The organism is Microbispora bryophytorum, from assembly GCF_043197435.1.
Classification (GTDB): domain Bacteria; phylum Actinomycetota; class Actinomycetes; order Streptosporangiales; family Streptosporangiaceae; genus Microbispora; species Microbispora bryophytorum.
Genome location: NZ_JBICTF010000005.1, coordinates 395,735 through 409,894 on the forward strand (window position 1 = coordinate 395,735; position 14,160 = coordinate 409,894).

Here is a 14,160-nt window from a genome sequence, read left to right on the forward strand (position 1 = left end):
CTACCCTGCAGCGCGAACACTATGCAGCGCTGGAGCCCAGCACGCCGGGTCTCGTACGATCACGGCATGGCGGAGCTCGACCGGCGTCATCCCGAGGGGCCCGAGCCGGATGGGCCGATCCCCCACAATAGGGAGGACTTCGATGTCGCCGCCTACGTGCGGCGCGTCAGGGGTGGTCCCTGTTTCGTCTGCGCGGTGGTGGCGGGCGACCCCGGCTACGACTTCGAACAGGTCGTGTTCGAAGACGATCATCACATCGCTTTCCTCGACCGTTACCCCACGTTGCCGGGGAAGGTCCTGGTGGCGCCGAAAGCCCACGTCGAGCATGTGGTGCGGGACCTGGACGAGGAGGCGTACGTGCGGCTGATGCGGACGGTGCGCCGGGTCGCCCTGGCGGTCGAGGCGGTCGCCCCCTCGGAGCGTACGTATCTGCTGTCACTGGGCAGCGGGCAGGGCAACGCCCACCTGCACTGGCACATCGCGCCACTGCCGCCTGGGACGCCGTACGAGCGGCAGCAGTTCCACGCGCTGATGACGGAGAACGGGGTGATCCCGTGGTCGCGGCGGCAGGCGGCCGATCTCGCGGAGAGGTTACGCGCGGCGCTCGGCGGTCCAGCCGGCCCGCGTGTCCCCGAAGAGCGCGAGGAGGTGCTGACCGGGGGTGGGGTCAACCGTGTCGTGCGGGTCGGCGGCACGGTGCGCCGACCGGCCCGCCGGTGGACGCGGGCGGTGCATGCCCTGCTGGACCATCTGGCGGCGGCCGGGTTCGGTGGCGCGCCGCGAGCTCACGGGTGCGACGGCGAGGGCCGGGAGGTGCTGGATTTCCTCCCGGGTGAGGTGCCGGACTATCCCCTGCCGGCGTACGCGATGGCGGATGAGGCGCTGGCCGGCGCCGGGGCGTTGCTGCGGGACTACCACGACGCGACGGTGGGATTCGCGCCTGCGGAGGGCGCCGAGTGGTGCTTTCCGCCGCGTGCTCCGGCGGAGGTGGTCTGTCATGGTGACGTGGCGCCGTACAACTGCGTGTTCCGGGAGGGGCGGCCGGTGGCGTTCATCGACTTCGACACCGCGCATCCGGGGCCGCGGGTGTGGGATGTGGCGTATGCCGCCTACCGGTTCGTGCCGTTGCATGATCCCGGCCGTGACCGGAGCGCTCCGGGAGTGGAGGAGCAGGCGCGGCGGCTGCGGGTGTTCGCCGACGGCTACGGGCTCGGTGTGCGGGACCGGGAGGTGCTGACGCGGACGGCGCGGGCCCGGCTGGAGCATCTGGTCGTCCACATGCGTGCGGAGGCGGCGGCGGGTCACGAGGCGTTCGCTGCTCATGTTCGCGGAGGGGCACGATCTGCTGTATCTCACCGACAGCGCGCATATCGCGCGTCATGAGGTGCTGTTCCTGGCGGCGCTTTCGTCGGAGGGGCGGGGCGGCAGGGTCGGGATGTCGGCGGGGTAGAGCGAGAGCAGCAGTCCGTACGGCTCGCCGCCGGGGGGCGGGGTGCGGCCGGGAGGGGGCAGGAGGTCGCGGAGCCGGGCGATGAGGGCGTGGGCTTCCTGCTGGGTGAGCCAGAGGTGGTTCAGCAGGGTGTGCTCGGCCTGGCCTGGCCGGGCGGGCAGCATCTCGGCGAGGGCGGCCCTGATGAGGAAGTCGGGGCCTGCCGCGGCCTCCTCGTGCAGCCGGAAGCCCTGGCTGACCAGGGCGAGGGTCTGCTCGGTGCCTCCGCGTACGTGCCGGGTGCCGGCGAGGCGGACGATGCCGGCGTCGCGCAGGACGCGGACGTGGTAGCCGACGGTGCCCTTGGCGGCCCCCAGTGCCGTGGTCAGCTCCCCGAGTGTCGCGGGGCGCTGGCGGAGCAGGTTGACGATGCGGTGACGGACGGGGTGGCCGAGGGCCTTGAACTGCGCGGGGGTGCGGAGCTCCAGAAGGTCGGGGTCGTGCGGGGGTGTGGCGGGGGGCTCCCCCGTCGTCGTCTCGTCGTTCACGGAGAAAAGTGTCGAGGATCGTCGATGCTTTGACAAACGGGTGGGGTGGCCAGCAGAATCGCCGGGTCGGAAGCGTCGAAAAGTCTCGACTCTTGATGTCTCACTTGGAGGAAGCCGATGCCTCATTCGACGGCGTACGTCGTCACCGACAGGCCCGAGCGCTACATCAAGCAGCTCGTGTCGCACATGAATCACAAGGTGGAGGCCGTGCTCGGCGGCGACGGCCGGGCGGTGATCGAACTGGGGTCCGCGCGGTGCGTGCTGCGGCCCCGCCGCGGCGGATTCGAGATGATCGCGACCGCCGCCGGCGAGGAGCCGCTGGCCGGGGTGCAGGACGTCGTCACCCGTCACCTGCTGCGGTTCGCCGCCCAGGAGGAGCTCGTGGTCGACTGGTCGCCGCCGGTCGGGGGCGACGCGGCGTGGACCCTGTCCCCGGTCGTGGACGACTACCTGCTCACGCACTGCTCCCCCGCCGACGAGGTGCTGCGGGATCTGGTCGTCAGGACGCGGGAGGAGACGGCCGGCGCGGCCGGGATGCAGGTCTCCCACGACGAGGGCGCCCTGCTGACGATGCTGGCGCGGATGTCGGGCGCCCGCCTGGCGGTGGAGGTGGGGGTGTTCACCGGCTACTCCTCGATCTGCATCGCCCGGGGGCTGCCCGCGGGCGGGCGGCTGCTGGCGTGCGACGTGAGCACGGAGTGGACCTCGATCGCCAGGAACTACTGGGAGCGCGCGGGCGTGGCCGACCGCATCGACCTGCGGATCGCGCCGGCGCTGGAGACGCTTCGGGCGCTTCCGGCCGAGCCGGTCATCGGTTTCGCCTTCATCGACGCCGACAAGGAGAGCTATCCGGACTACTACGAGGAGGTGGTCACGCGGCTGAGCCCCGGCGGCCTCGTCGTGGTCGACAACGTGTTCCAGGGTGGGCGGGTGTTCGACCCGGCCTTCCAGGGGGACGCGCAGGTGGCCGTACGCCGCCTGAACGAGACGATCGCGCGTGACGAGCGGGTCGAGTCGGTGATGCTGCCGGTGCGCGACGGCGTCACGATCGCCCGGCGGGTGGGCTGACCCGCAAGGGCTGGTGCGGGGGTTCAGTTGATCAGGCGGGCGAGGAATTCCTCGAAGGTCGTCGGGGTCGCGGTTTCGGCGTCACGCGGCTGAGTCATGGCGATCCGGCGCTCGGCGACGTCGATGGTCATGGCGGTGGTGCCGTCTGCCATGTGCGGGGAGAATCCCGCCGCGAGGAGACCTTCGCGCATGGTGGCGGCGTCGATCCGTTCATAGCGAGCCCCAGGTCGTCCGACCGCCTCGCCGATCGCGGCGGTGATCTCGTTGAGCGTGATCTCTCGGGGGCCCTGCAGTTCGAGTGCGCCGGCGCCGGCTTTGCGGCGCCCGGCGAGAAGATCGGCAGCGACGGCGCCGATGTCGGCCGTGGCGATGGCCGGGAGCGGAAGGTCCCCGGGAATGAGTCCGTGGGCGGTGCCGGTGGCCCGCACCTCCTCGATCATCGGCAGGGCGTTCTCCATGAACCACCCGGGCCGCAGGTGGGTCACCTCCACACCGGTCAGGGTGTCGAGCGCTTCTTCGAGTGGCCGCAGCCCCCACACCGGACCACGGGCACCGGCATAGTTCGCGGCCCAGCCGCTCAGACCGACGATCCGGGTGAGGCCGTCGAGCGCGTCGAGCGCCCGACGGTAGGCGCTGATCACGCGCCGCTGGTGGGCGGGGAAGTCACTGCTGCCGGGGATGAGACCGGGTGCGATCATGACGAACGCCCCGTGGGCATCGGCGAAGGCCTCCCGGAGGCTGTGGGGGTCGTCGGTGCGTACTTCGGCCGCTTCGGCGCCGCGCTCCACGAATCGCCGGAGGCGGTCGCGGTCGCGGCCCAGCACCCGAACCTGGTGTCCAGCGGCGAGCAGCGCGTCGGCGACGGCGGAGCCGGTGTTGCTGGCGGCGGATGAGACAACGATCATGAGTGTTCCTTGCGTGTGGGATCTGCGATGTGTTGGCGACCGGCGTGCGCGCAGGCCGGCGGTCGGCGGCGCGGACCCGGCCGGTCAGCCGGCGGCGCGGGCGCCGAGAAGTGCGAGCCGGTCGGCCGAGCGCGTGCCGGCCCCGGCGGCGCTGACGATCAGACGCTGCCCCGGATCGTCTGGCAGGCGGAGGATTTCCTCGTTCAGCTCCAGCTCGCCGACGAGAGGATGCCGATAGCGGCGAACGGTGTGCAGGCAGTCGCGTACCGGATGGTCGCGCCACAGGCGGGCGAAGTCGTCGCTGCCGGTGGCGAGCTCGGAGACGAGCCGGTGGAGGGCGAGGTCATCGGGCCGCTCCGCCGTGGCCAGCCGCAGGTAGGACGCGAGATCCTCGGCCTGGCGCTCCCAGTCGGCGAACAGATCGCGGGAATATGCGCCGAGGAAGACCCGCCGGGCCTGATTCGGTGCGTCAGGTGTCCCGATGGCGGCGATCTCGTCGGTCGTGAGGCACCACAGCGCGTATCCGAGCGGATTACCCCCGAGGATGTCCGTGCGCCGTCCGACGAGCACGACGGCGCCAAGGCTGCTGTCGACGAGATCACGGATGGAACCGCGTACGTGGTCCTCGTGGCCGGTCCCCCGCACGGGCGGGAGGGCCCGTGCCAGGCGGTAGAGGTGCGCGCGCTCGTCGGGTGACAGCTTCAGTGCCCGTGCGACGGACTCCAGGATCGCATCCGAGACCTGATGGCTCTCGCCTCGCTCCAATCGGGTGTAGTACGTCGTGCTGAGCCCGGCCAGCTCGGCGAGCTCCTCCCGTCTGAGTCCCGGCACCCGCCGGCGGTCCCCGTAGGAGGGGGTGATGCCGAGCTCCTGTGGGGTCACCGCGGCACGACGTGCCCGGAGAAACTCACCGAGCTCCTCCGACGAGGACTTGCCGGTCATCACCCCTCCATCATGTCTCGTCGCCCGGGCGGCCTGGTCGCGCCGGGAACCGCTCTCAGGGCCGGTGGTCATGCGGGCTCCAGTGGGCGATACGGCGCGGGCACCCACCGGGCCTCACCGTCACGGAATCGGATCCGCCCGATGCCGGGGAAGGGAAGATGTGCGCCTCCGACCACCCACCCCCGCGTCCGAATCTCCTCCAGGACGCGCATGCGGGCGGCGCGGGCACCGGGCCGATCGCTGTCGATGTCCATCGCGACGTGCGGGGCCCGCAGCTGAACGGTGTGACTGTGCATGGTGTCACCCCACAACAGCAGCTGCTCCCCTTCACCGCTCACCAGGTAGCCGCTGTGGCCTGGGGTGTGGCCGTGGAGATCCACTGCGGTCACGCCCCGCACCGGCTGCTCACCGTAGGCGAAGGTGGAGAACCGGCCGCCGGCGCGATATGGCGTCAGAGCCTGCACGGCCCATCGGTGGATCTGTGCCTGCACACCCTCGGCGTTCGCGGCTGCGGCGTCGTTCAACCAGTGCTGAGCGTCGAGTCTCGACAGATGCACGGTCGCGGACGGGAAGGCTGCCTCCCCGTCCGCGGTCACGAGACCGAAAGCGTGATCGGGATGCAGGTGCGTGATGAGTATGTCGTCGACCTGTTCCGGGCGGACTCCGGCGGCGCGAAGGTTCTCCAGCAGATGACCGGTGCCTGGTCCAAGGGATGTGCCGGCGCCCGCATCGACCAGCACTGTGCGTCCGCCCGTCTGGAAGAGGAAGGTGTTCACGGCCGTCAGAAGGTCGCCGTCCGGCGGGAGGAATCCGTCAGCCAGGAGCTCGGTGATCCGCTCCGGCGACTCGCCGTGCATGTCGACGGCGAGGATGGGCAGCGCCCCGTCGTAGACGGTGGTCACTGTGATCGCACCGACGCTGGTGCGCGCGAATCCCGGAGCCTGGGCTGAAGCTGTCGCGGTCGAACTCATGACTTGAGTATTCGAGAGCGCGGCTGTCGTGTGCCTGTCCATGTCGTGGTCAGGCACACGACCGCGGTATGGCGCTCGCCGGGAGGGGCTGACTGTTCCATGAACCGGGGCATACGATCACCACATGTTCGGCTTGGGCACGGTCGAGGTGTTGATCCTCGCCGTCATCGTGATCGCGCTGCTCGCTGTGGGATTCGCGGCCATGCGGGCCGGCGCCCGCCCGGCCGGGCCGCTGGCCTGGCGCAGCCCCGGGCTGCTGCCGCCGGTCTCGGCCGACCTGCAGCACCGGGTGCGGGACCTGTACGCCGAGGGCAAGAAGATCGAGGCGATCAAGGTGATCCGCGAGCAGACCGGGCTGGGCCTGACGGAGGCCAAGGACCTGGCCGACGCCCTGGCCTCCGGGCGGCCGCTGCCGGTGGCGCCGGGGCACGCGCGGCCGGACCTGGCGTCGCGGGTGCGGGAGCTGAAGGCGGCCGGGCGCGGCGAGCAGGCGGTGTTCCTGGTGCGCGGCGAGACGGGCATGGGCCAGGCGGAGGCCGAGCGGTTCGTCGAGGCGATCGACGTCACCGACGCGGGGGGCGACGCGGGGGGCGGCGGGGCGTAGGAGAGCGCCGCCGCGGCGTTCGCTGTCGGTGCGGCTCGGTACGGTGTCGATCATGCTGCCCGTACAGGTGAACAGGCTGACCGTGCAGGAGGCCGCCGACCGCTATGTGGAGCTGGTCCGGGCCAAGACGGTGACCGGTGCGCTGTCGCCCGCCACGGCCGAGGTCTACGCGCGGGACGTGGCCACGTTCGTTCGGCTGGCCGGGCCGGACCGGGTGCTGGACGACCTGACCGGTGAGGACGTGGACGCGGTGCTGCTGGCCTTCGCGCGCAAACCGGACGAGCGCAGGAAGATCAACGGCCGGGGGGAGGCCGCGGGGAAGAGCACGGGGAAGGAACCGGGGCAGAGCGCGGCGTCGCAGGCGAGGTTCCGCCGGTCGGTGTCGGCGTTGTTCCGGCACGCCACGTCGGCGGGCTGGGTGCATCTGGATCCGATGGCGGCCTCCTCGGTGCGGGCGCGGGAGCGGGGCGGGCTGCGGCCTGAGCGGCGGGCGCTGACACGGGAGCAGGCCGAGGGCCTGATCGAGGCCGCCGGCTCCCCCGGCGCGCCGCCCGTGGAGGCGACCGGTCCCGGCTCTGGGCGCCGCAGGCGGGCCGACCAGCGTACGGAGGTGCGTGACGCGCTGGTGGTGCTGCTGCTGACCACGCTCGGCCCGCGGGTGTCGGAGCTGGTGCGGGCCAACGTGGAGGACTTCTACACCAACGACGGGGTGCGTTACTGGCGGATCTTCGGCAAGGGCGGGCGCACCCGGGACGTTCCGCTGCCCGATGCCGTCGCGGTGGCGCTCGACGCGTACCTGGCGGTGCGGGCGGGTGGCGACGGCGAGAAGGCGCTGTTGCTGTCGTGGCGGGGCAGGCGGCTGGCGCGGGGCGATGTGCAGGCCGTCATCGACCGGGTGCAACGGCAGGTGGATCCGGGGCGGCGCCGGGAGGTGACCCCGCACGGGTTGCGGCACACCACGGCGACGCACCTGCTGGCGGACGGCACCGACATGGACGCGGTACGGCGGGTGCTGGGCCACAGCGATCTGTCGACGCTCGGCCGCTACCGGGACGACCTTCCCGGGGAGCTGGAGGTGGCGATGGGGTCGCATCCGCTGCTGCGCCGCCGGCGCGGCCAGGCCGTGCAGGACGACGAGGCCGGGCCGGACACCTGACATGGGAGAGTCCACCGCGGGATTTCTGGAAAAGTTGTCGCGCCGGGTGTCGAGAATGCGGTGGCGGCTCCGTCCCAGGGGCAGGAGCGGCCACGACGGGCCGCGCGAAGAAGGAGAACCACCGTGAAATACCTGCTGCTGAAGCACTACCGAGGTGGCCCGGCCCCCGTCGTCGACTACGGGTCGCTGGACCAGTGGACGCCGGAGGAGGTCGACGCGCACATCCAGTTCATGCGCGACTTCGCGGCCCGCCTGGAAGAGACGGGCGAGTACGTCGGCGAACAGGCGCTGGCGCCCGGGGGCACGTTCGTGCGGTACGACGGCGAGGGGCGCCCACCGGTGACCGACGGTCCGTTCGCCGAGACCAAGGACCTCATCGCCGGCTGGATGATCATCGACGTGGACTCGTGGGATCGTGCGGTGCAGTTGGCCGGGGAGCTGTCCGCCGCTCCCGGGCCCCGCGGCGAGCCGATCCACGAGTGGCTCGAGGTCCGGCCGTTCCTCACCGAGCCGCCCACGGTCACCGAGTGAACGAGTCACTGCTGCGGGAGCTGGTGCCCGCGGTGATCGGCGTCCTCGTCCGGCGCGGAGCCGACTTCGCCTCGGCCGAGGACGCCGTGCAGGAGGCCCTGATCCGGGCGCTGGACACCTGGCCCGGCGACCCGCCGCGCGATCCGAGGGCCTGGCTCGTCGCGGCCGCCTGGCGCAGGTTCCTCGACGCGGCGCGGGCCGAGGCGTCGCGGCGGGGGCGGGAGCTGACCGTGGAGGCCGAGCCTCCCGCCGGTCCCGCGCCCGCCGCCGACGACACGCTGCGGCTGTACTTCCTGTGCGCGCACCCCGCCCTGCCGCAGAGTTCGGCCGTCGCGCTGACGCTGCGCGCGGTCGGCGGCCTGACCACGCGGCAGATCGCGGCGGCCCACCTCGTTCCCGAGGCGACCATGGCGCAGCGGATCAGCAGGGCCAAGCGGCGGATCGCGGGGCTGCCGCTCGACCGGCCCGGCGATCTCGGGACGGTGCTGCGGGTCCTCTACCTCGTCTTCAACGAGGGGTACGGAGGAGACGTCGACCTGGCGGCCGAGGCGATCCGCCTGGCGCGCCAGCTCGTCACCTTGACCGGCGAGCCCGAGGTCGCCGGGCTGCTCGCGCTCATGCTGCTGCACCATGCGCGCCGCGCGTCCCGCACCGGCCCGGGAGGCCGCCTGGTGCCCCTCGCCGAGCAGGACCGATCGCGCTGGGACACCCGCCTGATCGCCGAGGGGGTGGCGATCCTGCAGGCCGCGCTGGCCCGCGACAGGTTGGGCGAATATCAGGCACAGGCCGCGATCGCCGCCCTGCACGCCGACGCCCGCAGCGCCTGCGAGACCGACTGGGTGCAGATCGTGGAGTGGTACGACGAGCTGCTGCTCCTCACCGGCAGCCCGGTGGTGCGGCTTAACCGCGCGGTGGCGGTCGGCGAGGCCGACGGACCGCAGGCGGGCCTGGCGGCGCTGACCGGCGTGGACCCCGGCCTGCCCCGCCACGCCGCGGTGCGGGCCTACCTCCTCGAACGCGCCGGCGACCTTACGCAGGCCGCCGAGCTGTATGCCGAGGCCGCCCGCGCCGCCACCAGCGTGCCGGAACGCGACCACCTCACCCGAGAGGCCGCCCGGGTGCGGCAACTGCTGCGGCGCCCGGATCGGGGGCTTCGGTGAGGGCCGCCGGTGTCGTGCCGGGTCTACCGGCCGGATGGGCGCCCGCGATATGCCACGGCCTGAAGGCCCTGCCCACCGAACAATGCTGTCGAACCATCCTGTCGAACTCATGCTGTCCCGACACCTCAGGAGGCGACCTTCAGATGCGGTACCTGGTTTCCGTGATCGACGACAAGAGCAATCCCGGCAGCACGGACAGGCAGCCTGCCATCAGCGCGTTCAACGAGCGACTGATCGCCGAGGGCTACTGGGTTTTCGCGGGCGGGCTCGCGGACACCGACGCGGCCACGGTGATCGACAACCGGGGCGAGCAGGCGGTGTTCAGCGACGGGCCTTTCGTGGAGTCGAAGGAGTACCTCGCCGGTGTCTGGGTGTGGGAGGCCCCCGATCTGGATGTGGCGCTCAAGCTCGCCGCCGAGGCGTCGAAGGTCTGCGATCGGAAGATCGAGGTGCGGCCGTTCCAGTGAGCGACGCCGAGGAGGCGATCACCCGGGCCCACCACGACGAGTGGGCGCGGGCGGTGGCCGCCCGGTCGCCGTCTGACCCCGCAAGGTACCGCCGGCCGGCCACCATCGGGCAACCATCGCGCCGCCGTCGGGCCGCAAGGGGCGTACGGGCGTAATCGGTTGACCCTCACGTAACGGGAGGCCGCAGGCTTGGACCTCGGAAGGGAGGAGAGCCCATGGGCTACTCGGTCGGCCAGGCCGCCCGCTTCGCGGGGATCACGGTGCGCTCGCTGCACCACTACGACGCGATCGGGCTGCTGCGGCCCAGCGAGCGGTCGGCTGCCGGATACCGGCGCTACAGCGACCCGGACCTCGACCGGCTGCAGCAGGTGCTGTTCTACCGGGAGCTCGGGTTCTCCTTGGAGGAGATCGCCGTCATCCTCGACGATCCGGGCGTGGACCCGGTGACCCACCTGCGCCGCCAGCACGAGTTGCTGCGGCGCAGGATCGGGCGCCTGGAGGCGATGGCGGCGGCGGTCGAACGTGCGATGGAGGCCAGGAAGATGGGGATTTCCCTCACGCCGCAGGAGCGGTTCGAGGTGTTCGGCGACGTCGATCCCGAGCAGTACGCCGAAGAGGCGGAGGAACGCTGGGGCGGCAGCGACGCGTTCGAGCAGAGCCGCCGCCGGACGGCCCGCTACACCAAGGACGACTGGCGGGCCGTCACGGCGGAGGCCGGAGAGGTGCTGGAGGCGTTCGCGGCGGCTTTCGCCGAGGGGGCGCCCGCGGACGGCGAGCGGGCGATGGGCGTGGCCGAACGGCACCGCGCGCACATCACCCGCTGGTTCTACGACTGCACGTACGAGATCCACAAGGGTCTCGGGGAGATGTACGTGGCCGATCCGCGTTTCGCGGCGAACTACGAGCGGGTCGCCGAGGGGCTGAGCCGCTACGTCCGCGACGCGATCCACGCCAACGCGGCGCCGCACGCCTGACGGTAGAGCCGGCGCCTGCCGTCCCTGCATTGGAACGACCAGGCGCGCCGGGTGTCTCTGGGGGCTTCACAGCCGGGAAACGCGTTGGAAACACGGCCCAGTCAAGATGGGGACTCGTGATCAGGGCCATTCTGTTCGACCTCGACGAGACCCTCTTCGATCATCGCCGGGCGGTCGCGCACGCCGCGACCCGCTGGACCGAGTCGGTCTGCCCCGGTCACGAGCTGCTGCCGGAGACACCCGCGCTGTGGCTCGACCTGGAGGACAAGCACGTGCCCGCGTGGCAGTCCGGGGAGTGCTCGCTGGCCGAGCAGCGGCGCCGGCGGCTGCGCGAGTTCTGCCGGCGGCTCGGGCTGCCCGAGCCGCCGGACCCGGACGCGGCCTTCGCCGGCTTCCTGACCCACTACGAGTCGGCCTGGGCCGCCTTCGCCGACGTGCCCGAGACGCTGGAGGCGCTGGCGGCCCTCGACGACGCCCCCGTGCTGGGCGTGCTCACCAACGGGGTGGCCGTGCAGCAGGAGGCCAAGCTTCGCCGCATCGGGCTGATGGACCGCATGGAGGTGGTGCTGACGCCCGACACGCTCGGTGCGTTCAAGCCCGCCCCGCAGTGCTACCACGAGGCGGCGGCGAAGCTCGGCCTGCGCCCGCAGGAGGTGCTCATGGTCGGCGACAACCTCCTGCTCGACGCGGTCGCGCCCACCCGGGCGGGGATGCGCGGGGTGTGGCTCGACCGCTACCGCGCCGAGCCCGGCGCCTCCTCCCCCGCCGTGACGAGGATCACCACCCTGCGCGACCTGCCCGATGTGCTGGCCGCGCTGAGCCCGCGCCTGCTCGGCCCGTCCCGCGCCGCCCGGTCCCGCGCTGCCTGAAGCGCGGCCCTGAACCGCGTCCCTGAACCGCGTCCCTGAACTGCCCAAGGCTCAGGCGCGTAGGCCGGTGGCGGCGACCCGGCGGCGGGCGAAGCCGAGCCGTTCGTAGACGACGACGGCCGCCCGGTTCGAGTCGTCCACCATCAGCGCCGCGCGGCCGTGCTCCGCGAGCAGCGCGGACGCCACGAACCTGCACACCCGCTCCCCCAGCCCCCGTCCCCGCGCCGGTGCGGCGGTCGCGACGCCGGCGAGCAGGCCCACCGTCGGCGCGGACCACGCGTCGGCCGCGACCGCCAGCAAGGCGCCCGATCCGTCGTCGCGGACGCCGGCCCAGCGGCGTACGCGCGGCAGGCCCGGCACGGCGTAGGAGCCGGGGTTGGCGGCGGCGAGAAGCGCTGCCACCTCCGGGGCGGCGGAGTCCGCCAGCCACGAGGCCGTCCCCTCCCGATACGCCCTCTCAGCGCCTGTCACCTCTGGGCCTGTCACCTCTTGACGGGGCGGGGCGAGTTTCTCGGTGCCCATCCAGGAGAAGCCGGCCGCCGGCTCCAGCTCCGGCACGGCCGCGACGACCTGTTCGATCAGCGCGGCGTCGCCGAGAGGCCGGTACGACGGCCCGGCCTCGGCCAGGGCGTGCCGCACAAGCGGGACGAGCCGGGCGGCCGTGCCCCCGGCTGTGCCCCGCACCACGAGGCGGTCGCGCCGGGACGCCGCGGGGCTGGCCACCGCCACCGCGTCCCCGTAGGCCCAGGCGCGTACGCCGGGCCGCATGCCCTGCGCCGCCCACACCACGAGGTCGTCGTCGCCCGAGGCGGCGACGACCTCGGCCTCGCTGACCAGCTCACGCACGCGTGTCCCTAGAGGATCGCGCCCGGGACGTAGGCGGCGTCGCCGGGATGGCGTGCGGTGATCTCGCCGACCCGCGCGGTCACGGCCGTCACCTGGCCGGCGGCCGCGCCCGCGAAGGAGGCCCGGTCGGCCAGCAGCGCGTCGAGCTCGGCCCGGCCGAGCGGGAAACGCTCGTCGGCGGCCAGCCGGTCGAGCAGCTCGTTGCCCACGCCGCGCGACCGCATGGCCAGCGCCGAGGCGACCGCGTGCTCCTTGATGATCTCGTGGGCGGTCTCGCGGCCGACCCCGGCCCGTACGGCCGCCATGAGCATCTTGGTCGTGGCGAGGAACGGCAGGTAGCGGCCCAGCTCGGCCTCGATGACCGCCGGGAACGCTCCGAACTCGTCCAGCACGGTCAGCATGGTCTCCGCCAGGCCGTCGAAGGCGAAGAACGCGTCGGGCAGGGCGACCCGGCGCACCACCGAGCAGGACACGTCACCCTCGTTCCACTGGTCGCCGGCGAGCTCCCCGCCCATCGAGGCGTACCCGCGCAGGATCACGGTGAGGCCGTTGACGCGCTCGCAGGAGCGGGTGTTCATCTTGTGCGGCATCGCCGACGAGCCGACCTGGCCTTCCTTGAAGCCCTCGGTGACCAGCTCGTGCCCGGCCATCAGGCGGATGGTCTTGGCCAGGGAGGACGGGGCGGCGGCCAGCTGCACCAGCGCGGTCAGCACGTCGTAGTCCAGCGAGCGGGGGTAGACCTGGCCGACGCTGGTGAAGCGGCGGGCGAACCCCAGGTGCGCGGCGACGCGGTCCTCCAGCTCGGCCAGCCGCTCATCGCCGCCGAGCAGGTCGAGCATGTCCTGCGCGGTGCCGACCGGGCCCTTGATCCCGCGCAGCGGGTAGCGCTCCAGCAGGTCCTCCAGCCGCTCGTAGGCCACCAGCAGCTCGTCGGCGGCGGTCGCGAAGCGCTTGCCGAGCGTGGTCGCCTGCGCGGCGACGTTGTGCGAGCGCCCCGCCATGACGGTCGAGGAGTGCTCGGCGGCCAGGCGGCCCAGCCGGGCCAGCAGCGCCACGACCCTGGCGCGCACCAGCAGCAGGCTGTCGCGGATCTGCAACTGCTCGACGTTCTCGGTCAGGTCGCGGGAGGTCATGCCCTTGTGGACGTGCTCGTGCCCGGCCAGGGCGTTGAACTCCTCGATGCGGGCCTTCACGTCGTGCCGCGTGACCTTCTCCCGCTCGGCGATGGAGGCCAGGTCGACCTGCTCGGCCACCTTCTCGTAGTCGGCGATCGCCTGCTCGGGCACCTCGATCCCGAGGTCGGCCTGGGCCCTGAGCACGGCGATCCAGAGCCTGCGTTCCAGCACCACCTTGTGCTCGGGAGACCACAGACGGGCCAGCTCCGGCGAAGCGTAACGGGCGGCCAGGACATTCGGGATACGCGGCTTGGCATTCACGTTGGCTCAGTCTATTGAGCCCGTTCCCTCCCGTTGTCCGCAGGTGCCGGGCACGGCGGGCGCGGCGGGCACGGGTGAGGGGCGCAAGCCGCGGCGGGCACCGGCGCCGCCTCACCTGACGCCCTCACCCAACGCCCTCACTTGACGGCCCTCACCGGGCAGGCTCGGCCGCCCGGGACCGCGAACAGTCCTTCGCGAAGACCTCTTCACGAAGGACTGTTCGCGGTTCATCTCCGCGGTGGGCTCATTGCGGT

At 72.4% G+C, this 14,160-nt stretch carries 15 protein-coding genes; 9 read left to right on the forward strand and 6 right to left on the reverse strand.

Annotated features, from left to right (window positions below; all coding sequences use genetic code 11):
- The first annotated feature begins 66 nt into the window (after window positions 1–66).
- Complete coding sequence (locus tag ACGFIB_RS19300) at window positions 67–1,383, forward strand: phosphotransferase (protein WP_393373560.1); 1,317 nt, start codon at window positions 67–69, stop codon at window positions 1,381–1,383.
- On the opposite strand, the gene ACGFIB_RS19305 is transcribed toward ACGFIB_RS19300, so the two are convergent.
- Window positions 1,378–1,977 carry an ArsR/SmtB family transcription factor gene (locus ACGFIB_RS19305; RefSeq protein WP_393373563.1) on the reverse strand — a complete coding sequence of 200 codons (600 nt, stop codon included), beginning with the start codon at window positions 1,975–1,977 and terminating at the stop codon, window positions 1,378–1,380. The genes ACGFIB_RS19300 and ACGFIB_RS19305 overlap by 6 nt on opposite strands.
- 117 nt (window positions 1,978–2,094) lie before the next feature.
- Between ACGFIB_RS19305 and ACGFIB_RS19310 the strand changes: the two genes are divergently transcribed.
- Entirely contained in the window at window positions 2,095–3,045 is a 951-nt protein-coding gene (locus ACGFIB_RS19310; protein WP_357243126.1) for a DUF2218 domain-containing protein, read from the forward strand.
- Window positions 3,046–3,068: 23 nt separating this feature from the next.
- Here the strand turns inward: ACGFIB_RS19310 and ACGFIB_RS19315 are convergent, their stop codons facing one another.
- The 3 genes from ACGFIB_RS19315 to ACGFIB_RS19325 form a co-directional block, all read right to left on the reverse strand.
- Window positions 3,069–3,950, reverse strand: coding sequence for an NmrA family NAD(P)-binding protein (locus ACGFIB_RS19315; protein WP_357243129.1), 882 nt, complete (start codon window positions 3,948–3,950; stop codon window positions 3,069–3,071).
- A gap of 84 nt (window positions 3,951–4,034) precedes the next feature.
- The gene (locus tag ACGFIB_RS19320) at window positions 4,035–4,964 is read right to left on the reverse strand and encodes a helix-turn-helix domain-containing protein (RefSeq protein ID WP_393373566.1); all 930 of its coding nucleotides are present in this window, start codon (window positions 4,962–4,964) and stop codon (window positions 4,035–4,037) included.
- Window positions 4,961–5,863 (reverse strand): MBL fold metallo-hydrolase, encoded by a 903-nt coding sequence (locus ACGFIB_RS19325; RefSeq protein WP_357243135.1) that lies wholly within the window; start codon window positions 5,861–5,863, stop codon window positions 4,961–4,963. The genes ACGFIB_RS19320 and ACGFIB_RS19325 overlap by 4 nt, the downstream gene beginning before the upstream one ends.
- 124 nt (window positions 5,864–5,987) lie before the next feature.
- On the opposite strand from ACGFIB_RS19325, the gene ACGFIB_RS19330 reads away from it, so the two are divergent.
- The 7 genes from ACGFIB_RS19330 to ACGFIB_RS19360 all read left to right on the forward strand — a co-directional run bounded on the left by ACGFIB_RS19330 (window position 5,988) and on the right by ACGFIB_RS19360 (window position 11,624).
- Window positions 5,988–6,467: a ribosomal protein L7/L12 gene (locus ACGFIB_RS19330; protein ID WP_393373568.1), complete on the forward strand. Its 480-nt coding sequence runs from the start codon at window positions 5,988–5,990 to the stop codon at window positions 6,465–6,467.
- A gap of 52 nt (window positions 6,468–6,519) precedes the next feature.
- Window positions 6,520–7,623: a tyrosine-type recombinase/integrase gene (locus ACGFIB_RS19335; RefSeq protein ID WP_393373571.1), complete on the forward strand. Its 1,104-nt coding sequence runs from the start codon at window positions 6,520–6,522 to the stop codon at window positions 7,621–7,623.
- A 123-nt stretch (window positions 7,624–7,746) separates the two neighbouring features.
- Window positions 7,747–8,154, forward strand: a complete 408-nt coding sequence (locus tag ACGFIB_RS19340) for a YciI family protein (protein ID WP_142570980.1) — start codon at window positions 7,747–7,749, stop codon at window positions 8,152–8,154.
- A complete protein-coding gene (locus ACGFIB_RS19345; RefSeq protein ID WP_393373573.1) occupies window positions 8,151–9,314 on the forward strand; it encodes an RNA polymerase sigma factor in 1,164 nt (387 codons plus the stop codon). Before ACGFIB_RS19340 ends, ACGFIB_RS19345 begins: the two co-directional genes overlap by 4 nt.
- Window positions 9,315–9,457: 143 nt before the next feature.
- Complete coding sequence (locus ACGFIB_RS19350; RefSeq protein WP_142570976.1) at window positions 9,458–9,781, forward strand: YciI family protein; 324 nt, start codon at window positions 9,458–9,460, stop codon at window positions 9,779–9,781.
- Between the two features lie 215 nt (window positions 9,782–9,996).
- Window positions 9,997–10,755, forward strand: coding sequence for a MerR family transcriptional regulator (locus ACGFIB_RS19355; RefSeq protein ID WP_142570974.1), 759 nt, complete (start codon window positions 9,997–9,999; stop codon window positions 10,753–10,755).
- A 116-nt stretch (window positions 10,756–10,871) separates the two neighbouring features.
- Window positions 10,872–11,624: an HAD family hydrolase gene (locus tag ACGFIB_RS19360; RefSeq protein WP_357243150.1), complete on the forward strand. Its 753-nt coding sequence runs from the start codon at window positions 10,872–10,874 to the stop codon at window positions 11,622–11,624.
- A 51-nt stretch (window positions 11,625–11,675) separates the two neighbouring features.
- Here the strand turns inward: ACGFIB_RS19360 and ACGFIB_RS19365 are convergent, their stop codons facing one another.
- Entirely contained in the window at window positions 11,676–12,470 is a 795-nt protein-coding gene (locus tag ACGFIB_RS19365) for a GNAT family N-acetyltransferase (RefSeq protein WP_393373577.1), read from the reverse strand.
- Window positions 12,471–12,478: 8 nt separating this feature from the next.
- Entirely contained in the window at window positions 12,479–13,906 is a 1,428-nt protein-coding gene (purB, locus tag ACGFIB_RS19370) for an adenylosuccinate lyase (RefSeq protein WP_393373580.1), read from the reverse strand.
- Window positions 13,907–14,160: the final 254 nt, after the last annotated feature.